The organism is Amedibacterium intestinale, assembly GCF_010537335.1.
GTDB classification, from domain to species: Bacteria; Bacillota_I; Bacilli_A; order Erysipelotrichales; family Erysipelotrichaceae; genus Amedibacterium; species Amedibacterium intestinale.
In genome coordinates, this window is record NZ_AP019711.1 from 1,944,848 (window position 1) to 1,968,541 (window position 23,694).

Genomic DNA, 23,694 nt, shown 5'->3' on the forward strand with positions numbered 1-23,694 from the left:
ATGCCAAAAACTGTCGACTAGTGAAAACGGTTAATTTTAGAAGTAATTCAAGATATATTTGATTTCAGGATCGGTTATTTCGACACTATATTGATAATTTGCGACACTAAAAGCTTCTCTAACTTTTTCAATTGCTTCTTTATTTTCTCTGCGGAATAGTTCAATTCCATCTACATTCTCAATCCCCTGTTTTAGAAGCAATCGCTCAATTAAACAACTGATATGTATAGATAATCCCACTTTATTTGCAATGTCCAGTTTTTTATTAAGTTTTTCTTCTAAGTCTCCTACAATTTCTTCTACGATATTCATAACTTTTTCTGGATTCAATATCGTTAATTGATTCACTATATTAGAAAGAGTAAAGTTCTTCATTATATTTTCATTAAATGTTCTAAGCTCTTGTGGAGTTAAATATTTTCCTATGAGCTGATGCAAATAATCCATTTCCCCATTGGTAATAATTGTTTCCATTCCCATGTATGGTATACCTTCTACTTGCGGATCTAGTGTACCTACAATCAATTGAATATTGTACTCTGAAAAAATTGCATCTTGCTTTCCATAGTTCTTTAATGATTTATAATCATAAGGAAAGATCTGTAAATCTATAGATTTTGGTAAAGAGCGAAGAAGCATTTCACTAATTTTTTTCGCAGCTCCAAATCCCGTTGCACAAAGAGTTAAAATCGCATCTTGTTTTCTTTTCCCTTCGATAAATTTATAGGAAGAATAAATAACTTTCTGTATTTCCTGTACAATTTCTTTTGCTTTTTTTCCTTGTTTTATGTAATTTCCAATCTCTATGGCTGAAGCTGTGGATACATGATTAATCAAACCAATATTACATTCTAATAATGGATTTATTTTCTCATAAATATCCTCTAAACTTCCCATATCAACCAAAAGCATCAATTCTTGAATAGGACTTTTTTCTTTTAAATAAGAATTTACTAATGTAGCAATTTTATCAATCGATGTTTGCAGTTCCATATCAATTCCATCAAAAATATGCTCTCCAAGCATATGATTCGCAGTATCCGCAATACTGCTGGCAGTAGAATATCCATGACATAAAATCAAACCAACTCGACCATTATGACTGGTAGGCTGAAACTCCAAGAATGCAAATCCCATTACTACCCACATAAAAGAATCCATATGAATATCCAGGTTCAAATCAGCATTTTCAATAATCTCGTCCGCAATTGTATAGGCACGTGGATACTTCTCACAAATCAATTGTTTGAACTCGTCTACTTCTTGTGCATGAACCGAAGTCCAAATACACGCCTCCGTTACATTTTTTGCATACTCAACAAACATCTTCGAATATACACGTATTTTATTATTTGGAATAATTAAAGAATATTTATTCATTACAATAGAGTAAATCTTATCCACCATCTTTAATAAATATTCTTCATTAGAAGTCGTTGTTTTATATTTCCCTTTAAAGAACAAATAATCTATAAAATTTGTAATAAATGAGCGACAATGTGTTACAAAAAGATCTTCATTTATCTGCTCCTTTTTATATAATTGATATGTTTCTAACAGCCTTTCATACAATTGAATCAATGGGTTTGATGAAGCTTGATCTTTATTCTGTTCGCTTATATCAATCATTGTTTCTGTTTTTAAATTATATGCATTCATAGAAACGGATTTAGATTCATCAAATAAATATCCTGGTAAATCTAACAAATGTATTTGCATCTCTTCTTCCTGACGTTTCACAAACACATTTGCACAAGTTGCTTTAATTGCGTTTTTCATTTCTCCAATATTTCCCTTAAACTCATGTTCTAATAGAGTTTGATATGCAAGATTAGAAATATGTATTTTTCTATGAAGTCTTTGGCTTTCTACCTGCAGCATTTTAAAAATCATCTCATGTTTTTCAATCAAAGGACGTTCGCTTAAAGCAGGTATCGTAATCATAATAGGAATTCTTCTAAGCATCGTTTTCAATAAAGCATTTTGTGGATTTTCTGTAGTCGCAAAAATCAAACGACATTTTGAAGAATACCAGTTTTCATTATCCCCAACCTTATGAAAAACTCCTTTATCCATGAACTGAAACAGCTTTTCTTGGCATTCCGGTTTTAAACAGTGTACCTCATCTAGAAATAGAATTCCTCCATCTGCTAAAGATATCAACCCTTCTGTTTCATCATCAGCTCCAGTATAGGCGCCTTTTACATGTCCAAATAAATTATCTGTCAATAATTCTGGATTATTTGCATATTCTGAACAATTTACTGCTATCATTTTCGCATTTGCTTTAATGATGTTTTGATGTCTTGCATACTCTTCCATAGAAGATGCTATCATTGTTTTCCCCGTTCCTGTTGGTCCATAAATCAAAACAGGCAATCCTTGTGGAGGATAACATATTGCAGCTTGACACTGTTCAATCTGGTCTTTTAAAGAACCATTATATCCTATTATTTTTTCAAAATCATTTTCTTTATTTGCACAAAGTTCACTGACAGATGTATATATCGTTTTATCTAAAGTAATCTTCCATTTATTTTCCAATGCTTCTTTTGAAAAGAAATACACTGGACGAGAGTTAACTTTAATACATTTTTTCTCCTTTACGAACTCATTCAAATACTGACTTACTGTATTTCTACTCATTTGCATAAAATCTGACAAATCATTAGAAGTAAAACAAGAATTTTCCTCTATTTCATTTTCCAATGTTCTCTTTGTCAATTCTTCTAATAATTGAAACTTCGTACCCATCGTATTACCTCCTGATTTTTAAATCTTCCAAAGAAATAGAATCTAGCTTTTCAACAAGTGTACCTGGTACATCTTGATAAAATACAGAATATCCATGTTGATTTAGATATATAATATCTTCTACATCTTCCTTCGTTAAATACATTTTTCTATTAAATGGGTATCTTCCTTTTTCATAATGAATATTACCAATGTTTAATTTCTGTGCTGACAATCCTAAAACACATAAGCGTTTTACTACCTGTATTGTTTTCACAACGACAAAAAGTTTACGATTGCTTGAACTATTTTGATAAGTTTCAACAAACTGTTCCGCAGTGTAAAAACGGATTTGTACATTTGAACTTTTCGCAATGGTTTGCATTAACTTTTGTGATAATGGGTTATATACAACCTCATCATCTACTACTACAATTGTATCTATTGATAAAGAATCTGTCCAAGTGACTCCCACCTGTCCATGAACCAAACGATTATCTACACGTATTAATTTAATTTTTGCGCTCATATTTTTCTCCCTTTCTCTTTTTTCGTTTAGAAGCATTTTCTATCTGTGCCAATTCCCTATATTTCGCAATCGTTCTTCTCGATACATAAATCCCCTCTTTCTCCAGCAACGCCTTCAGTTTCTCATCACTGTATGGAGTTTTTGGATTTTCACTCTCTATGTATTCTTTTATTTTATCAACAAGTTCTTCCTGACTATGCTCCTTATTCCCATTTCTTACAAAGAAATAACGCAATGGAATATATCGATTTTGAAACTGTAACATTTTTCCTGTTACTGCTCTGGATATTGTAGAAACATTTACATCGCATTCCTTCGCAATCTGCTGCATAGTACAATACTGCAATGCTTTTCCATGTAAAAAATAATCTTTCTGTTTTTGACATACGATTTGAAGAATTTGCATGATTGTAGCATTTCTTTTCTGTATAAAGTTCATAATATTTTTTGCTTCTGTATATAACTGCTTGTATTCTTCTTGCATTTGTTTGTTCTTCTGCATTTCTTCATCAATTTCTATAGTAAAATCTTGTTTTAATAACTGAATTTGTATTTTTCCATCTTTCACTTCAACACTTGCTTCTGCTTCCATATATTGTGAAAAAGATGCATACCCGCTTGCCGGTTTTGGATTTAAAGATTGAATAAAGCGAAGTCCTTCTTGAATTTCCTCTACATCCATCTGCGTTTCTTCCATAATATGATTAAGATTATGATTTGCTAAATCCTCTAAATAAGAACATAAAATATATGCTGTTTCACTTTCTGCTTCTTCACAGGCAAAAGCCTGCACCTGTAATGATTCCTTTAAAGAAAAGCAAAAACATCCAACAGGATCTAGTGTCTGTAAAATAGAAATTACTTTTTCTAATTGTTTTTGAGTATATATACTTTGCTTGCATAAATCTTTCATGGAACATCTAAAATATCCATTAGAATCTAGCTGTGATAACAAGTAATAACATATATCCTCATCTAACTCTACATTTAAATAAGAAAGCTGAGAAAGAATCGTATCGGATAAAGTCGCTGCAGAAGCCTGATAATTTATAATCTCATCGCTTACAGTTTGAAACGACAAAAAAGGATTAGTACTTGCTTTATTATATAAAAACAATTTCAAATCCTTATTTGCCATACATAACATAGATAACGATGTTTCTCTGGACTTATTATAATTTTGCTTCTGGATTATTTCTGGTTTTAAAATCAGTACATTTTTCATACTTCCTATTATAACAAACATTTATATTTCAAAAAATAAAATATGAAATTTTACTTTCAACTATTTGATAATTCGAAATACTTATATATTGTTTAAACGATATTAAATATCTATATCATTTAAAAAAGGAGATTATGATAATATTGATTGTTTCAATAGAATTCAAAATCTCCTTTTTTGATTTATCAAACATCATATAAGAATCTATAAAATTAAAACAGTCTATTTTTTACTAAATTTTATTAACTCAATTCATGATATTCCTTATATAAATCATTTTTTGATAATCCTAATTCTTTTGCCACACGCTTAATGGCTTCATTTGTTGTTAGTCCACCATCAATATATGTTTTTATCTGTTCATGTACAAGAGGTGATGCCTGATCTTCTCCAGGATTTTTTTCTTCGCTGCATCCTTCAATGACAACCACCATTTCTCCTTTTATATCATCAACAATTTCTAAAACTTCTTCTATTGTTCCACGAATAAATTCTTCGTGTTTTTTTGTAAGTTCTCTAGCAAGACAAATTTGTCGATTTCCCAATACTTCCAAACAGCTTTTTAACATCTTTTCTATACGATGCGGTGCTTCATAAAAAACAATTGTAAACGGATAATACTTTAATTCGTGCAGTTCTCGTATTCTCTCTTTTTCCTGTGCTTTTAAAAAACCATAAAACAGAAAATGTCTAGTGTTCATACCGCTAGCAACCAAAGCATTTAACATTGCATTACTTCCAGAAATCGGTACAACATTAAATCCTTCTTCCATCACTTTTTTTGCGACAACACTGCCTGGATCAGAAATCAAAGGATATCCTGCATCCGATACAATAGCAACATTTTTTCCCTGACGAAGTAACTCCAGCAAACCATTTGCACTTTGTTCCTCATTATGCTGATGATGTGCAATAAGTCTTGTACGAATACCAAAATAATTCAATAACTTCAATGTATTTCTTGTATCCTCGGCCGCAATCACATCTACACTTTCCAAAACATGAATTGCACGTGGAGTCATCTCCTCTAAATTTCCAATAGGAGTCGCAACAACATATAAAGTTGCTTTCTCATTCTCAAAACTTTTTTGACGAATCATGTTTATCACCTACCGATCAGAAAAATCCATATCTGGCCATAACTCTTTGAAATCTAAAAACTGTACATCTTCTTTATTTTCAATTTTTACCTGCTGTAATAATACATTCATGCTCGTAATTTTATAACGATTTCCCTTATATTCTACCTGAGAATTCATTTTTGGGAGTCCTTCTCTTAACTTTTTATACTGTGCATCTTCAAATTTTAAACAGCACATCAATTTACCGCATTGCCCACTTAGCTTTTGAATATTTAATGCAAGAAGCTGATTCTTCGCCATATTGATAGAAACAACATCAAAATCATTCATAAAACGAGAACAACATGTTTCCATACCACACATACCAAGACCACCAACTAGTTTTGATTTATTTCTTGGTCCAATCTGTCGAAGTTCAATACGGCATTTAAAAATACCCGCCAATTCTTTCAATAATTCTCTAAAATCAACTCTTTCATCTGCTACATAGACAAAGATAATTTTATTACAATCTAATGTATATTCTGCCTCAATTAAATTCATATCCAAATTTAATTTTTTGACACACTCATTACAGATTTCCAAGGCTTCTTTAGCTTTCTTCTTATTTTCTATTACTTGCTGATGATCTTTTTTTGTTGCCTTTCTTATAACAGGTTTTATTTCCATCCCATTAGGGATAAAAGTTTCTGTTTCTTTTACAATTTTTCCAAGTTCCAATCCTCGAATTGTTTCTACTACAACATCATCTCCAACTCGATACTCATCGCTGTCACATCCAAAACTATAGACCTTTTTTGATTCCTCAAAAGATACAAATGCTAAATATTTATATATTCTTGGTTCCGTTGTTTCATTTTTCTTATGTTCATGATGATGAGTATGTCCATCCGATGCATGTTTATTTTTTAAAGAATTTTCATTTTGACTCATTTATAACACCTCACTTATCTGATATAGTATTTGATCAATTAATAATTGTATATTTACAGAACGCAAAAGCTTATCCTTCCCTTGCATCAATATCTGTAAAATACGCACATAATCAATATTTTTATTACGCATCTTTTCTATCTGATGATTATACCAATTTTCATTTTCCAATGTATTTTTACGCATACAATCCATAAAGAAAATCTGCAGCATAGAAAAGAAATACTCACATGCCTGTTTTCCGAATTTCTTTTGTTTTGCGTTAAATCCTTCTAACTGTAAAAACATTAAAGAATCCGCTACAGATATATGTATCTCTTCTAATGTTTTTTTGAAACAATATAGGGCATGCTGATAATCTTCACTTTCACTAATTTCTTTCATGCCTTCTTTATTTCGTAACATCTTACTAAGAAAATAAGCATCTAAACGATCCATTTCCTTTTTTGTTTCTTCAAATACCTGTGCTGTATTCATTGCCTTAAAAGGAACATTCTGACATCTAGATACAATGGTTGGAAGAAGTCGATCCATCTGCTCTACCAGAAGAATCGCAGTCATATCACCAGATGGTTCTTCTAAGAATTTCAATAAAGAATTTAATGCATCCGCTGTTGCATTTTCAACATGATCCAGTATGTATATCTTTCTTCCGTTCTTTTCCAGTGCTGTTTTTTCAAATGATTTCTGCAGCTTTTTTATATCCTCTTTTTTTATAGATATTTCACTTCCATCTAGATAAATCATATCTGCATATTCATGTGCTTTCACCCTTTTACAAAGATCGCACTCTTCACATGCAAAAGTATTTCCTTTACAAAGCAAGCTTTGCGCAAGAAGGATTGCTGCATCCTTTTTCATGGAACCGCCTGGCCCACTAAACAAATATGCATGTGCCAGTCGAGAATTTTCCAATGCATTTTTTAGTGTATGATATACAATTGGCTGCTGCTCTTTTAGTTTATCCTTGACCATGAGCATTCATAATCTCCAATACTTCCTTCAATGTAGAAGCTTCTACTTCCTCTACTGTTTGATTCGCATCAATGATATGCATACGCTCTTTGTAGCGCTCTTTTATCATGTCATACCCCTGTGCAACTTTTTTATGAAACTTTATTCCCTCCTGATCCAAACGATCTTTATTACCTCTGGAACTTACTCTGGAAAGCCCTACTTCTAAATCGACTGATAAAAAGATTGTCGCATCAGGCAAATGCCCTTCAATCGCAAATGCATTAATATCATATACTTCCTGTACACCAATCCCTCTGGCTATTCCCTGATATACCAAAGAGCTATCCAGGAAACGATCACATAAAACAATTTGTCCTTTATCTAAAGCAGGCAAAACTTTCTCAACTAAATGTTGACGTCTGCTTGCTGCATAAAGCAAAGCTTCACATCTTGCATCCATGGCAGTATTTTTTGGATTTAATATAACATTGCGAATCTGCTCCGCAATATCAATTCCTCCAGGTTCTCTTGTATAAATAACTGGATATCCCATTTTCTTTAATTTTTCATATATATTTTTGGAAATTGTCGTTTTTCCACTTCCATCATTTCCTTCAAATGTGATAAACAATCCCTTGTTCATATATTCACACTCCTAATCGTAAAAATACATTACTATTATATCATACAACCACCTTTTTCACAGTATGTAAATGATGTCTCCTTACATTAGTGCTAGACAAAACAAAATAAAAATTGTTATCTCGTTCCTTATTTATATACTGTTTCAAAAAATTATGATATAGGTATGATTAAATGTATAAAACAATGTATTCTACATATACTTTTAATAGGGAATTCTTATATCCCTTTTATATACAGGCTATAAGCCACGTTTAGGACAGGTAACTGTCCTTTTCGTATATATTAGTGCTATAATATAGAAAAATAAGAGGTGAAATATATGGATAAGAAAAAACTTGCCAAGGTTCAAAAAGATATAGAAAATAAAGCAACTTTAGTTGCAGTAAGTAAAACAAGAACAAAAGAAGAAATTGAAGAAGCCTATAATTGCGGATGTAGAATCTTTGGAGAAAACCGTGTACAAGAGTTAAAAGATAAATATGATTCACGTTATGAGTGGCATCTTATCGGTCACTTACAAAGAAATAAGGTTAAAGATGTTGTTCCTCTTGTTTCTATGATTGAAAGTTTGGATAGCTTGCGTCTTGCACAGGAAATTGAGAAAGAATGTTCTAAAATTAATAAAATTATGCCTGTTCTTGTAGAAGTTAATATTTCAAGAGAAGAAAATAAAACAGGAATTTATTTTGAAGAATGTTTATCTTTTGTAAAAAATTGTATGAAGTTTGAACATTTAGATATACAAGGTCTTATGTGTGTTGGTCCTTTAACAGATGATGAAGAACATATTCATGAATGTTTTGAAAAAATGAGAGTTTTATTCCAGCGTCTACAAACAGAATATGGAAAAGATAAGATAAAATATCTTTCTATGGGAATGAGCCAGGATTATCCAATTGCTTTAGAACATGGATCTAATCTTGTTCGTATAGGTAGTTTAATTTTCGGTAAAAGAAAATAAAGTTTACAGAAAGAAAAAGATGTGAATTAAGTTGATTAGTAATCATCAGCCTAAACACACCTTTTTTCTTTTTACCAAAATCTATTTGGTTTCTATTAGTTTTTTTACTACATATGATGCAATCGCAAGTCCTGCTGCCGATGGTACAAAAGGAGAACTTGCCGGTGGCATTTTCTGTTTTCTAGTAACTCCGTTTTCATTAATAATTCTTGTTTGTACACTTGGCTGTTCACTCGACCATACAACTGGAATTTTACCTTTTATTTTTTCTTTACGAACAAGTTGACGTATAATCTTCGCAACTGGATCATAACTTGTTTTTGAAAGCTCTGTAATCTCTATTTTCGTTGGATCCATCCGATTTGCCATTCCCATACTGGATATGAATGGAATCTTATGTGCTAGACAATATTTTATTAAAGAAAGTTTGCTGCTCATAGTATCAATTGCATCCACTACAAAATCTACAGGTTGAGAAAATAATCTTTCATTTTCTTCTTCCTTATAAAATAAGTCGAAACAAATAACTTCACAATCATTTCTATATGTTAGGATTCGCTCTTTCATCACTTGCGTTTTGCTTTGATTCAAAGTATCATATGTCGCATGAATCTGTCGATTTAGATTACTTAACGCAACACAATCTCCATCCACAAGAATTAACTTTTTTACACCACTTCTGGCAAGTGCTTCGCATACATAAGAACCAACTCCACCAATTCCAACAACCATAACACTGCTGTTTTGTAGTTTATTTAGGTTTTCTTCTCCAATAAGTAGTTCCATTCTTTGTAATGGTGTTTCTACTGTTTGTTCAGCCATTTTTTCACATCCTCCATTAACTTCTGCTGGAAGTCTTGATTTTCAACATCATACCAGTGTACATCCATTTGATTATTAAACCATGTATATTGACGTTTCGCAAAATTTCTAGAATTTTTTTTGATTTTTTTTACGCAAAACTCTTTACTTTCATTATGCAAAAAATAATCTTTCCATTCTTTATATCCAATTCCCTGGAAACTTTGAAGTTCCCATACATTTTCCTTTTGTTTCTGAAGATGATCTATTTCTTCAAATAAACCTTCTTCCATCATGATATCTACACGCTTATTAATTCTTTCATATAAATGATCTCTATCCATTGTTAATCCTATGATATATGCATCATAAATTGGTTTATGTTCTTGTTCTTCTATAATAGAACTTTTCTTTTTCCCTTCATGTGCCATACATAAAGCACGAACAACTCGCTGACGATTGTTATGATGTATAGTTTCACAAGATTTTGGATCAATTATATTTAGCAAACCCCAAAGTTCATCATTGCTTCTAGATTGTAAATATCGCATAAAGGATTCATCTTGTTTCTGATCTTCAAATTGATAATCATACAACATACTTTTAATATATAAACCAGTTCCTCCACAAATGATAGGAAGAATGCCCTTTTCATGCATTTTTTTAATCTCTTCTCTTGCTTTCTCTTGAAATATTTTCACATTATATTCTTCATCAAATGAATAACAATCTACAAGATGATGAGGAATCCCTTCTTTTTCTTCTTCTTTCACTTTTGCTGTACCAATACTCATTTCTTTATATACTTGCATAGAATCGCCACTAATGATTTCTCCTTGAAGTTCTTTCGCAAGCTTTACACTTAAACTTGTCTTTCCTACAGCAGTTGGTCCTACGATAATAATTATTTTTTCCATATTTAACCTCTTTCAAACTCATGAATTAAATCTTTATCTTCCATACAAATTAAAGTAGGTCTTCCATGTGGACAATGAAATGGCTGTTCACATTTTTCTAAATCTATAATAACTTGCTTCATTTCTTCTAGTGTTAAAGACCTATTAAAACGTATAGATGAATGACAAGCCATTGTAGAAATTGCATGTTTTCTTAATTTATCTATGCAAATTTCTTTATCTTTTTCCCATATATCTATCATATCTTGTAAGAAGGCTTCTTCTTTTATATCCTTCATCCACACAGGAAGTTCTCTACAAACAAATGTTGTATTTCCAAAAGCTTCCAAATGAATACCTAACTGTTCAAGTAATGCATTAATATCATTTACCTGAGATACGGCAGACATAGTACTTTCGATTGTAATTGGTATTAATAAAGGCTGTGTTTCTGTAATACCTGCTAATATTTGTTTACGTATTTCTTCATAATGGTAACGTTCCTGCGCAGCATGTTGATCAATAATATATAATCCTTTTTCTCCCTCTGCGATAATATAACTATTGTGAAACTGCCCAATAACACGTAACTGTGGAAGACTAGGATTTTTAGGAGTAAAGCTTTCTTCTTTTGAAATTTCTAATTTTTGTTTTTCTTCTTGTGGCTGAAAAGCAAAATATTCATTCTTTAATTGTGATTCGCTAAGTTTTATTTCTTCTTTAACCGGTATAATTTCTTCTTGAGATACTATATTAACAGAAACTGGTTCCTCTTTTATTTCATGTTTAAATCCATCTTCTTTTACAAGCATTTTTTCTTCTTTTGGTAACTGTGTGTAATCAACAGTTTCCTTTTCTACTTTAATTAGTTCTTTTTTTTCTATATTTGTATCAGGTATTTCTTCTATGATTTTTACTTGTTCCTCTTTCTGTGGACTTAAAAAACTTTGATTCACATCCAAATGCAGCTGCTTTGTTTGATTATCTCTTTCATATGTAAATTCAAGCTCCTGCATCTCTATTTTTTCTTTTTTCTCTTCTTTATTTATCTTAATTTTAGGTACTTCTAAACGATTCGTTAGTGCTTCTGAAATCGTTTGATATATTAGTTTCTCCAATTGCTTTTCTTTTGATAAACGAATTTCCCACTTACTAGGATGTACATTTACATCAACCAATTGCGCATCCATATGTAAATTAATAACAGCTATTGGATAACGATCTTTTGGTAAAAAAGGTGCATAAGCATCCATAACCGCTTTCTGTAAATGATAATTACGTATCATTCTTCCATTAATATACAACAACATATAATATTTAGTAGCACGATTATATTGTGGCTGCATGATGTATCCATCAATTATATAATCGTTATCTTTTCCATCTAGTGCAATAGCACTCTTTGCAGTCTCTCTTCCATAAATTTGCATTAATACTTCTAACAAGCTGCCATTTCCTCTAGTCTTAAATACCGTTCTACCATCATGAGAAAGTAAAAAACCTATATTTGGATGAGATAATGCAAATTTTTGTACAACATCAGAAATTAAGGAAAATTCATATTGTGGACTTTTTAAATGCTTAAAACGTGCTGGAGTCTTTTGAAATAAATTTCTAACTTCTATCATTGTACCTTTTGGGGTTGCACATGGTTTTGCACACACTAATGTTCCATACTTAATTTCTACTTCTGTAGATTCATTTCCATTATTCGTTCTTAACAATACATGAGACACAGAAGCAATTGATGGTAATGCCTCCCCACGAAATCCCATTGTATGAATGTTCCATAAATCATTAACTTCTTTCAACTTACTTGTCGCATGTCTTTCAAATGCAAGAGTAGCATCGCCAGAATCCATTCCATCTCCATCATCTATAATCGATATAGACTCAATACCACCTTGCGAGATTTGTATTTCAATATTCGTTGCATGTGCATCAATACAGTTTTCAACTAATTCTTTAACAATCCCCATAGGTCGCTCTACCACTTCTCCGGCTGCGATCATATTAGAAAGATGTTCATCTAAACGATTTATTTTACCCATGCAATTACCTCCTTAAATTTCTTTTATATTATATCAAATCTTTCTTATTTATACTCCTATAATAAACATGAAATAAAAAAAGCCATGGTGTAGAACCATGACGAAAAAAAAGAGCCTCAAGGCTCAAAAAGGAACTGGCGACGTGCTATCTTCACCAGAGCACGTCTGGATATTGTCGCCGCTGAAGTGCTTAACTTCTGTGTTCGGGATGAGAACAGGTGTGTCCACTTCGCCATCATCACCAGATCCCTGAAGGTTCGAACCTTCAAAACTGAACAACAGTCAACATTTGATTAAGTCCTCGACCTATTAGTATCAGTCAACTCCACGCATCGCTGCGCTTCCATCCCTGACCTATCTACCTCGTCGTCTTCAAGGGGTCTTACTACTTGCGTATGGGAGATCTCATCTTGGAGTAGGCTTCGCGCTTAGATGCTTTCAGCGCTTATCCCTTCCCTACTTAGCTACCCGGCTATGCTGTTGGCACAACAACCGGTGCACCAGCGGTAGGTCCATCCCGGTCCTCTCGTACTAAGGACAGCTCTCCTCAAATCTCCTACGCCCACAACAGATAGGGACCGAACTGTCTCACGACGTTCTGAACCCAGCTCGCGTACCGCTTTAATGGGCGGACAGCCCAACCCTTGGAACCGAATTCAGCTCCAGGATGCGATGAGCCGACATCGAGGTGCCAAACCTCGCCGTCGATGTGAACTCTTGGGCGAGATCAGCCTGTTATCCCCAGGGTAGCTTTTATCCGTTGAGCGACGGCCCTTCCATTCGGCACCGCCGGATCACTAATCCCGACTTTCGTCCCTGTTCGACCTGTCTGTCTCACAGTCAAGCACGCTTCTGCATTTGCACTCGCCGATTGATTTCCGTCCAATCTGAGCGTACCTTTGGGCGCCTCCGTTACTCTTTGGGAGGCGACCGCCCCAGTCAAACTGCCTGCCTGACACGGTCCCCCGTCCAGCTTCATGGACGCAGGTTAGAACTCCAATCAGACAAGAGTGGTATCCCAACGTCGACTCCAGATACACTGGCGTGCATCCTTCTTCGTCTCCCACCTATCCTGTACATCTCTGATCAAAATCCAATATCAGGCTGCAGTAAAGCTCCATGGGGTCTTTCCGTCTAGTTGCGGGTAACCTGCATTTTCACAGGTACTAAGATTTCACCGAGTCTGCTGCCGAGACAGCGCCCAAATCGTTACGCCTTTCGTGCGGGTCAGAACTTACCTGACAAGGAATTTCGCTACCTTAGGACCGTTATAGTTACGGCCGCCGTTCACTGGGGCTTCAATTCATTGCTTCGTCGAAACTGACAAATCCTCTTAACCTTCCAGCACCGGGCAGGCGTCACCCCCTATACTTCGTCTTGCGACTTCGCAGAGAGCTGTGTTTTAGTTAAACAGTCGCTTGGGCCTCTTCACTGCGGCTTACTTTCATAAGCACTCCTTCTCGCTAACTTACGGAGTCATTTTGCCGAGTTCCTTGGCAACAGTTCTCTCGCTCACCTCAGGATACTCTCCTTGCCCACCTGTGTCGGTTTTGGTACGGGCCGCTATGGAATCAGCACTAGAAACTTTTCCTGGAAGCTGGCCTCGCATGCTTCGCTACTCCCCAGGGGTTTCGCTTACCTGTCACGTTTTACATCCCGTGCACGCATTTGACTATGCACCTGCTATTCGCTTCGACCACAATCCAATAAGTGGCTCATGCTAGCCTTCTCCGTCATTCCTTCATTTCCATCGCGGGTACAGGAATATCTGCCTGTTTTCCATCGACTACGCCTTTCGGCCTCGCCTTAGGTCCCGACTTACCCAGGGCGGACGAACCTTCCCCTGGAATCCTTGGGCTATCGGTGTGCAGGATTCTCACCTGCATCTCGCTACTCACACCGGCATTCTCACTTCCATGCTCTCCACCACTCCTTTCGGTATGGCTTCCACGTGCATGGAACGCTCCCCTACCACTTGTATTACTACAAATCCGCAGCTTCGGTAGTATGCTTAGCCCCGGTACATTTTCGGCGCAGGGTCACTCGACTAGTGAGCTGTTACGCACTCTTTGAAGGATGGCTGCTTCTGAGCCAACCTCCTAGTTGTCTGTGCATCCCCACATCCTTTTCCACTTAGCATACATTTTGGGACCTTAACTGGCGGTCTGGGCTGTTTCCCTTTTGACCATGGACCTTATCACCCACGGTCTGACTGCCGGGAATATCTCATGGCATTCGGAGTTTGATTATACTCAGTACCCCGGGATGGGGCCATCGTACATTCAGTGCTCTACCTCCACAAGACTCATCCTCGACGCTAGCCCTAAAGCTATTTCGGGGAGAACCAGCTATATCCGTGTTCGATTGGAATTTCTCCCCTAGCCACAACTCATCCGCCAACTTTTCAACGGGGGTCGGTTCGGTCCTCCATTCAGTTTCACCTGAACTTCAACCTGGTCATGGCTAGATCACACGGTTTCGGGTCTATGTCATCGTACTGCCGCCCTATTAAGACTCGCTTTCGCTTCGGCTCCGCATCTCCTGCTTAACCTCGCACGATAACATAACTCGCCGGTTCATTCTACAAAAGGCACGCCATCACACCTTAACGTGCTCTGACTTCTTGTAAGCATACGGTTTCAGGTTCTATTTCACTCCGCTCCCGCGGTTCTTTTCACCTTTCCCTCACGGTACTGGTTCACTATCGGTCACTTGCTTATATTTAGCCTTGACGGATGGTCCCGCCTGCTTCCGACAAGATTTCTCGTGTCTCGCCGTACTCAGGATCCCGCTGGGCTTCCTCACGGTTTCGGATACGGGACTTGCACCCTCTCCGGTCGGCCTTTCAATGCCGTTCTCCTACCATGATTCTTGCCGTATCGCGGTCCTTCAACCCCAGACCTCGGTCTGGTTTGGGCTCCTCCCCTTTCGCTCGCCGCTACTCAGGGAATCACTGTTGTTTTCTTTTCCTCCGGGTACTTAGATGTTTCAGTTCCCCGGGTACCTCTCTCGCAGACTATTTGTTCATCTGCGGATGACATGCTATTACGCATGCCGGGTTCCCCCATTCGGATACCGGCGGATCTTTGCTTACGTACAGCTCCCCGCCGCGTTTCGCCGTTTGTTGCGTCCTTCTTCAGTTTCAAGTGCCTAGGCATCCACCGTACGCCCTTTCTTACTTAATCACCATTAGCTTAGCTTTGAGTTTTCTGTTTGTTTAACTTCAACTCGTGAATTTCTTACAACTTTTCGTTATAGACCTTCTGTTATGTCTTCTGTTATTCAGTTTTCAAAGATCGATTCGGAATGCTTCTCAGCCTTCCAAAACCAAACAGGAAATATCTTTCTCTCCACTCTTTCTCCTTAGAAAGGAGGTGATCCATCCCCACGTTCCCGTAGGGATACCTTGTTACGACTTAACCCCAGTCATCGGTCCTACCTTCGACGGCTCACTCCTCACGGTTATGCCACCGGCTTCGGGTATTACCAACTCCCATGGTTTGACGGGCGGTGTGTACAAGGCCCGAGAACGTATTCACCGCAGCATGCTGATCTGCGATTACTAGCGATTCCGACTTCATGGAGTCGAGTTGCAGACTCCAATCCGAACTGAGACGACCTTTATGAGTTCCGCTCCCCCTCGCAGGTTCGCTTCTCTTTGTAGCCGCCATTGTAGTACGTGTGTAGCCCAGGCCATAAGGGGCATGATGATTTGACGTCATCCCCACCTTCCTCCGGTTTGTCACCGGCAGTCTCGCATGAGTCCCTAACTCAATACTGGTAACATGCGACAAGGGTTGCGCTCGTTGCGGGACTTAACCCAACATCTCACGACACGAGCTGACGACAACCATGCACCACCTGTGTGATGTATAGCTATCTTTCTATCTCTAGAACATTTACATCCATGTCAAGGCCTGGTAAGGTTCTTCGCGTTGCTTCGAATTAAACCACATACTCCACCGCTTGTGCGGGCCCCCGTCAATTCCTTTGAGTTTCACACTTGCGTGCATACTCCCCAGGCGGAGAACTTATTGCGTTAACTGCAGCACTGAGTCTCCCCAACACTTAGTTCTCATCGTTTACGGCGTGGACTACTAGGGTATCTAATCCTATTTGCTCCCCACGCTTTCGTGCCTCAGTGTCAGTTGCAGGCCAGGCGACCGCCTTCGCCACTGGTGTTCCTCCATATATCTACGCATTTTACCGCTACACATGGAATTCCATCGCCCTCTCCTGCACTCCAGTTCACCAGTTTCCAAAGCCAACAGCAGTTGAGCTGCTGCCTTTTACTTCGGACTTAATGTACCACCTGCGCACCCTTTACGCCCAATGATTCCGGATAACGCTCGCCACCTACGTATTACCGCGGCTGCTGGCACGTAGTTAGCCGTGGCTTTCTGGTAAGCTACCGTCACTTCAGTATCATTTCCTCTACTGACCGTTCTTCACTTACAACAGAGCTTTACGATCCGAAGACCTTCTTCACTCACGCGGCATTGCTCGTTCAGGGTTCCCCCCATTGACGAAAATTCCCTACTGCTGCCTCCCGTAGGAGTTTGGGCCGTGTCTCAGTCCCAATGTGGCCGTTCGCCCTCTCAGGTCGGCTACGCATCGTCGCCTTGGTGTGCCGTTACCACTCCAACCAGCTAATGCGCCGCAGGTCCATCCATGTTCGCACCTTTGCAGGTCCTTTAATGAATAAGAGATGCCTCCTATTCACCTATCCGGTTTTAGCTACCGTTTCCAGCAGTTATCCCGGGCACATGGGCAGGTTACCTACGTGTTACTCACCCGTTCGCCACTGAGCTCTTACGGAAGCAAGCTTCCATATTCGCTCCGTTCGACTTGCATGTATTAGGCATGCCGCCAGCGTTCATCCTGAGCCAGGATCAAACTCTCCATTTGATTTTAGCTCAAAACGTTTTCTGCTAACGTTTCTTCTTTTACTTTGTTATCTTTTTCATTGTTTGAAATTGACGTTTCCTGTTTAGTTTTCAAAGACCGAGCCAAGCTCTCTCGCTTGGTGCTCGTATATATTACCACCCACTTTAACCTATGTCAACATTTTTTTACTCTTTTTTTTACTTTTTTCTACATTACCCTTTTGTAAGCGTTTTTATTTTTTAAATTGCTTTTATATTGGCTTTATTTTTCTTCCTTTACCTTATATTTCCTTTATTAATATTTGGAATTCAATCAGATTTTTATTTCCTGTAGTATAGAAAAAGGAAACCAGTTACGATTTCCTTACTTTTTTTTGTATAGATTCTTTTAAATCATATAAACATTGTAGTGCTTCCATTGGTGTCATACGATTAACGTCTACTTGTTTTAGTTTTTGATATAATTCTTCTTTTATTGGATCTTCTTTTACCATATAAGGTATCACTTGTGATGGAACTTCATATGTCATCTCTATTTGTTCCAAACCTGAAAGAATAGATGCAGCTCTTTCTAAAACTGCGTTTGGAAGATGTGCCAGTCTAGCCACATTAATTCCATAAGACTTATCTGCTTTTCCATCTACTACCCTATATAAGAAAGTTACTTTTTCATCTTCTTCATGAACATCTACATGTACATTGTATATACTTGAGTTTTTTTCTGCCATTTCAGTAAGTTCATGATAATGTGTTGAAAATAATGTTTTTGCTTTAATATTTTGAACGATATATTCAATCATTGCCTGTGCAAGAGCCATTCCATCATATGTAGATGTACCTCGTCCTATCTCATCAAATAAAATTAATGAATTTGCAGTCGCATTTTGCAAAGCATTATTTGCTTCCATCATTTCTACCATAAAAGTAGACTGTCCTGACATAATATCATCACTTGCTCCAATACGTGTAAAAATCTGATCAAAGATTGGCATCTCTACTTTTCTTGCAGGAACATAGCATCCCATCTGTGCCATAATCACAATAAGAGCAGTTTGTCGCATAAAAGTTGATTTACCACCCATATTTGGACCTGTAATAATTAAAACATCCTTATCTTCTTCCATTTCTAAATTATTAGAAACATAGCGACTTGTTTTCATGGATTTATCTAAAATCGGATGTCTTGCTTCACTCATAGAAATATGGTGTTCATGATGGAATTTAGGTCTAGTATATCCATTTTCATTAGAAACTTCTGCCATAGCATACAATGCATCAATCGTACTTAATGCTTGTGAAAGATCATGTAATTTTGGAAGATATACCTTTATCTGATTCAATAAATCCTGGAAAAGTTCAATTTCCAATCGAATACTTCTTTCTTGCGCATGGATAATTGCATCTTCTTTTTCTTTTAATTCCTGTGTGATAAAACGTTCTGCATTTGCTAATGTTTGTTTTCTTACATAACCAAATTCTTCTTTTATCTGTGATAAGTTTGTTTTGGTAACTTCTATATAATATCCAAATACACGATTATATCCAATTTTTAAAGATTTTATACCTGTTCTTTCTTTTTCTTTATTTTCTAAATCTAAAATCCAGTTTTTTCCATGTTTTCCAATTTCTCGAACCTTGTCTAGTTCTTCATTATACCCTTCAACAAATACACCGCCATCTTTAAAATTCAACGGTGGATTTTCTACGATAGCTCCTTCAATTCTTTCATATAATTCCTGACAAGTATCGATCTTATGAAATTCTTCATAAGCACTGCATTCTTTAAATATATCAAAAATCATAGGAGCATGTTCTAATGTTTTAATTAGACGTAAAATATCTCTTGGATTAGCACTTCCATATGCAACTCTGGCACTTAATCTTTCCATATCATAGACATAACCCAGATGTTCTCTTAATTCATCTTTTGTAATAAAGTTTTCATTTAAATATTCAATAGCGTCTAATCTTTGATTAATTTTATTTGCATCCATTAAAGGATATTCAATCCATTTTTTTAATAAACGAGAACCCATGGAACTTCTACATTTATCCATAAAATTCCATAAAGTCATAGAGCGTGAATTTCCTTTTATACTATTAATAAGTTCTAAATTTTGTTTTGTATTATAATCCATCTGTAGAAAGTCGTTTTCATACACCATTTCAACATGTTGTAGATGTGCCATACTTCTTTTTTGTGTTTCATCTAAATAATTCGTAAGTGTCGCAAAGGCAGTATAAATTCTTTCATCTTTGATACCACTTAATAAATGCTTATATGGTTCTTTTATATTTGTATCATTTTGATAAGAAATCGTAATACTTTCCATATCTTCCATCATACGTACAATTTTTTTATCAAAGTTTTCAGGAAGTACAACTTCTACTACATTATTTCCCAATACTATTTTTTGAATAGCCATGACTTGTTTATCAATTAGCTGTGCACGCATTTCTCCAGTTGTCATTTCACATAATACAACAGCCAAACCAAACTGATAATCATGCATAGAAGCAATATAGGCAGTGTTTTTTTCATCGTTGACCTCATCCATGATCGTACCTGGTGTAACAATCTTTATAATATCACGTTTTACTAACCCTTTTGCTTCTGCAGGATTTTCCAATTGTTCTACAATTGCTACTTTATATCCTTTTTGAATTAGTCGCTGAATATATCCTTTAGAAGCATGAAAAGGAATTCCACACATTGGAACTTTTTCTTCTACTCCTGCATTTCTTCCTGTTAAAACAAGATCTAATTCCTGTGATGCTGTTTTTGCATCTTCAAAAAACATTTCATAAAAATCACCAAGACGGTAAAAAATAATTGCATCTTGATGTTGTTGTTTAATTTCCAGATAATGTTGCATCATAGGTGTATATGTATTCTTTTTCGCCATTTCATCACTTCCAATCGCCTACCATTATATCAAATTTCTACTTTCTTTTTTATCTTTTTCTTTTACTTTATATATTTCTTATCTATATTAGTAATTTTAATAAATTTTACATTGCTAGTTTTATTTTTTTTTACTATAGAAAATACCACTAATATAAAATATGTTTATTTTTTACAGATTTAAAGCTTATGTGTTATCTTTTTTGTTTATTTTTTATATGTGTTTGAAATTTATTATATTTTTATGACAATTCCATCATGTTTCTTTTTTATGAATAAAAACATGATATAATAATGTGCAGAATGGAGGTGCAATATGGATTTAGGATCATCAAAAGCAAAGCGACCGGATAAATTTGACTTTGTACTGATTGCCCTTCTTGTGTTAATGATGTGTACAAGTCTATTGTCAATTGCGGCAGCATCCGGGATTATTGGTGTTTCTGCAAGTACATTTTATCTTGTAAAGCAAGCAGCATTTTTCATTGGAGGATTTGGTGTTATTGCCATTCTTCATTATATAGGAAATGATAGTCTTTTTGATTTTGCAAAAATTGGATATTGGATTTTAATGGGATGTCTTGTTTTATGTTTAATTGGACATATCTACTATAGGTTTACTGGTGCTGAAAAATTTCTAGGATTTGTTTCTACAGTTAATGGTGCTACTTCCTGGTTTAATTTTCCAGTTCTAGGTTCTTTTCAACCAAGTGAATATATGAAAATTGTTTTGGTTATCATCACTGCAAATGTTATTGATGAGCACAATAAGAATAAATCTATAGATTCCTTTGAATTAGATTTCAATTTATTTATCAAAATATTAAAATGGGCTTTACCTCCTATGATTTTGATTTTTCTTCAGCCAGACACTGGAGTATGCATTATCATAGCCATATCTATTGTGGCTATGGTGTTATGTTCCGGTATAAAAAAGGAATGGATTATATTTATTGGGGTATTCTTGTTAATCGCAATTCTGATATTTGTTTTCTTGTATGTTTATCATTATGATTTTCTTGGAAAACTAGTTGGCGGTCCATATAAACTTACTCGTTTTAATGGATGGCTACATCCAGAGGAAAACGTAGGTGGAGATGGTTATCATTTGTATATGGCTTTATTAGCTATTGGATCTTCAGGACTTACTGGTCATGGAATGGGAGTTAATCTTGTTGATATTCCGGAAGCCCAGACAGATTTTATATTTGCTGTTATTGGACAAAGCTGGGGCTTAATTGGCACTGTATTTATCGTAATTTTATGTGCTGCTTTGGATTTATATTTATGTCGTATTGCCACAGCATGTGAGAATATGTTTGAGAAGTATATTGTTATTGGAGTATTGGGAATATTGATTTATCAGCAATTTCAAAATATAGGTATGGTCATCGGATTATTGCCTATTACCGGTATTACACTTCCTTTGATATCTTATGGAGGTTCTTCAATTATTTCTTACATGATAGCTTTCGGTATAATCTTTAATACAAGTTGTAAATCGAAAAAACATGTTGAATAACTCATTGAAATTTAGCATTTGGATCTTATTCTAAATGCTTTTTTTCTATCTTTTTGAAAAGAGAACAATAACTACTAAAAAAGCCTCCTAAGAGACTTTAGTTTATTTTCATAATCGTTTTTCTTTTTATATTTATTAACATACCTATACTTAGGACTGTACAAATGATTTCTGTTATTGGAAATGAAATCCATCCAATATCTAATCCAAAGTTTCGTACCAGTATCCATGTTAAAGGTATTAAAATTACCAATTGTCTTAACAAAGTAATCAACAGAGATTGATTTGCATGTCCAAGTGCTTGAAATACGGAACATAATACAATAGAAATACCTGCAAATACAAAGCTTATACTTATAATACGTAAAGCAGGAATACCAATAGAAAGCATATTTTCTTTCGCATCAAACAAGTATAAAAGCTCCTTTGGGAATAATTCAAATACAACTGTTCCAAGAATCATAATAATTGATGAAATTATTAATGAAAAATGAATGGCTTCTAAGATTCTTTCTTTTTTCTTTGCGCCAAAGTTATAAGATATGATTGGAATTAATGCATTGTTCATACCTAATACTGCCATAAAGACAAATTGCTGCAGCTTAAAATAAATACTGAATACAGAAACAGCAAGCTCTGAAAATGGTATTAAAATCATATTCATAAAAACTGTCATAAAACTCATAATTGATTGCATTAAAATAGCTGGAAATCCAATTTGATACATTTTTCCTATCATTTTTATATCCAGTTTCCATTCTTTTGGATGAATTTTTACCTCTTTTATTTTTTTCTGTGTAATTATAATTCCCAACATCATCGCAATCATTTGACCAATCACAGTTGCGATGGCAGCTCCTTTTACACCAAAAGCCGGTAATCCAAAATAACCAAAAATAAAAATTGGATCCAAGATGATATTAATTAGTGCTCCCACTCCTTGAATAATCATATTATAAATGGTGTTTCCTGTAGATTGCATTATTCTTTCATATGTAATCTGAATAAATACACCAAAGGAAAATAGTGTACATATTTTCATATAACTAATTCCCATTTGTAATATTTGTTCATCTGAAGAGAAGATTCTTAAAAAGGTTTCTGAAAAAAACATACCAAGAACTGCGAATATAAGCCAATTACATATTGCTAAAAATAATCCATGTGATGCTATCTGATTTGCTTCTTTATATTTTTTCTCACCAAGATAGCGTGATAATAAAGCATTAACCCCTACTCCTGTTCCACATGCTACCGCAATGAGTATCATTTGAACTGGATAGCAAAGAGATACTGCAGCTAATGCTGCTTCTGATACTCTGGCAACAAACATACTATCTATAATATTGTATAATGCCTGTACAAGCATAGAAATCATAATAGGAAATGACATCGTAAGAATAAGTTTTTTCATCTCCATAACGCCCATTTTATTTTCTTTCATGTTTTTTCCTCCATTTCACATAAAAAGAAACCCTTAGGTTTCTTGTCATCACTTCGATAGTTTCTTATGTTTTATGCAAAGTGTGAGGGTGATGAGCTGAGCTTTCATCACCAGATGAACTTAT

14 protein-coding genes and 3 rRNA genes are annotated in these 23,694 nt (G+C 35.3%); 2 read left to right on the plus strand and 15 right to left on the minus strand.

Features of this window, described 5'->3' with window-relative positions; genetic code table 11:
* Nucleotides 1-36: 36 nt before the first annotated feature.
* The 7 genes from A9CBEGH2_RS09725 to tmk form a co-directional block, all read right to left on the minus strand.
* A complete protein-coding gene (locus tag A9CBEGH2_RS09725) occupies nt 37-2,754 on the minus strand; it encodes a sigma 54-interacting transcriptional regulator (RefSeq protein WP_163104672.1) in 2,718 nt (905 codons plus the stop codon).
* A gap of 4 nt (nt 2,755-2,758) precedes the next feature.
* Nucleotides 2,759-3,262 carry a PTS sugar transporter subunit IIB gene (locus tag A9CBEGH2_RS09730; RefSeq protein ID WP_118362112.1) on the minus strand — a complete coding sequence of 168 codons (504 nt, stop codon included), beginning with the start codon at nt 3,260-3,262 and terminating at the stop codon, nt 2,759-2,761.
* Nucleotides 3,246-4,487 carry an RNA polymerase factor sigma-54 gene (rpoN, locus tag A9CBEGH2_RS09735; RefSeq protein WP_163052242.1) on the minus strand — a complete coding sequence of 414 codons (1,242 nt, stop codon included), beginning with the start codon at nt 4,485-4,487 and terminating at the stop codon, nt 3,246-3,248. The genes A9CBEGH2_RS09730 and rpoN overlap by 17 nt, the downstream gene beginning before the upstream one ends.
* A 242-nt stretch (nt 4,488-4,729) precedes the next feature.
* Nucleotides 4,730-5,587, minus strand: a complete 858-nt coding sequence (rsmI, locus tag A9CBEGH2_RS09740; protein WP_163104674.1) for a 16S rRNA (cytidine(1402)-2'-O)-methyltransferase — start codon at nt 5,585-5,587, stop codon at nt 4,730-4,732.
* A 9-nt stretch (nt 5,588-5,596) separates the two neighbouring features.
* Nucleotides 5,597-6,502 (minus strand): regulatory iron-sulfur-containing complex subunit RicT, encoded by a 906-nt coding sequence (gene ricT, locus A9CBEGH2_RS09745; RefSeq protein WP_118277907.1) that lies wholly within the window; start codon nt 6,500-6,502, stop codon nt 5,597-5,599.
* Nucleotides 6,503-7,483, minus strand: coding sequence for a DNA polymerase III delta subunit-related protein (locus A9CBEGH2_RS09750; RefSeq protein WP_232057277.1), 981 nt, complete (start codon nt 7,481-7,483; stop codon nt 6,503-6,505).
* The gene (gene tmk, locus A9CBEGH2_RS09755) at nt 7,464-8,102 is read right to left on the minus strand and encodes a dTMP kinase (RefSeq protein WP_118277909.1); all 639 of its coding nucleotides are present in this window, start codon (nt 8,100-8,102) and stop codon (nt 7,464-7,466) included. The genes A9CBEGH2_RS09750 and tmk overlap by 20 nt, the downstream gene beginning before the upstream one ends.
* Before the next feature lie 321 nt (nt 8,103-8,423).
* Here tmk and A9CBEGH2_RS09760 point away from each other — a divergent pair, with 321 nt between their 5' ends.
* A complete protein-coding gene (locus A9CBEGH2_RS09760) occupies nt 8,424-9,065 on the plus strand; it encodes a YggS family pyridoxal phosphate-dependent enzyme (RefSeq protein ID WP_118277910.1) in 642 nt (213 codons plus the stop codon).
* An 81-nt stretch (nt 9,066-9,146) separates the two neighbouring features.
* Here the strand turns inward: A9CBEGH2_RS09760 and A9CBEGH2_RS09765 are convergent, their stop codons facing one another.
* The 7 genes from A9CBEGH2_RS09765 to mutS form a co-directional block, all read right to left on the minus strand.
* Nucleotides 9,147-9,887, minus strand: coding sequence for a tRNA threonylcarbamoyladenosine dehydratase (locus A9CBEGH2_RS09765; protein WP_118277911.1), 741 nt, complete (start codon nt 9,885-9,887; stop codon nt 9,147-9,149).
* On the minus strand, nt 9,869-10,783 hold the full coding sequence (gene miaA / locus A9CBEGH2_RS09770; protein ID WP_118277912.1) for a tRNA (adenosine(37)-N6)-dimethylallyltransferase MiaA: 915 nt from the start codon (nt 10,781-10,783) through the stop codon (nt 9,869-9,871). The genes A9CBEGH2_RS09765 and miaA overlap by 19 nt, the downstream gene beginning before the upstream one ends.
* Nucleotides 10,784-10,785: 2 nt before the next feature.
* Nucleotides 10,786-12,813, minus strand: a complete 2,028-nt coding sequence (gene mutL, locus A9CBEGH2_RS09775) for a DNA mismatch repair endonuclease MutL (protein WP_118277913.1) — start codon at nt 12,811-12,813, stop codon at nt 10,786-10,788.
* A 132-nt stretch (nt 12,814-12,945) separates the two neighbouring features.
* Nucleotides 12,946-13,059, minus strand: a 5S ribosomal RNA gene (gene rrf / locus A9CBEGH2_RS09780).
* 43 nt (nt 13,060-13,102) lie between these two features.
* Nucleotides 13,103-15,998 (minus strand): 23S ribosomal RNA (locus A9CBEGH2_RS09785).
* A gap of 182 nt (nt 15,999-16,180) precedes the next feature.
* Nucleotides 16,181-17,721, minus strand: a 16S ribosomal RNA gene (locus A9CBEGH2_RS09790).
* Together the 16S, 23S and 5S rRNA genes form the textbook arrangement of a ribosomal RNA operon.
* 331 nt (nt 17,722-18,052) lie before the next feature.
* Nucleotides 18,053-20,605 (minus strand): DNA mismatch repair protein MutS, encoded by a 2,553-nt coding sequence (gene mutS / locus A9CBEGH2_RS09795; protein ID WP_118278048.1) that lies wholly within the window; start codon nt 20,603-20,605, stop codon nt 18,053-18,055.
* Between the two features lie 315 nt (nt 20,606-20,920).
* Between mutS and A9CBEGH2_RS09800 the strand changes: the two genes are divergently transcribed.
* Complete coding sequence (locus A9CBEGH2_RS09800) at nt 20,921-22,126, plus strand: FtsW/RodA/SpoVE family cell cycle protein (RefSeq protein WP_118277288.1); 1,206 nt, start codon at nt 20,921-20,923, stop codon at nt 22,124-22,126.
* A gap of 97 nt (nt 22,127-22,223) precedes the next feature.
* On the opposite strand, the gene A9CBEGH2_RS09805 is transcribed toward A9CBEGH2_RS09800, so the two are convergent.
* Nucleotides 22,224-23,570 carry an MATE family efflux transporter gene (locus A9CBEGH2_RS09805; RefSeq protein ID WP_118277287.1) on the minus strand — a complete coding sequence of 449 codons (1,347 nt, stop codon included), beginning with the start codon at nt 23,568-23,570 and terminating at the stop codon, nt 22,224-22,226.
* Between the last annotated feature and the right edge of the window lie 124 nt (nt 23,571-23,694).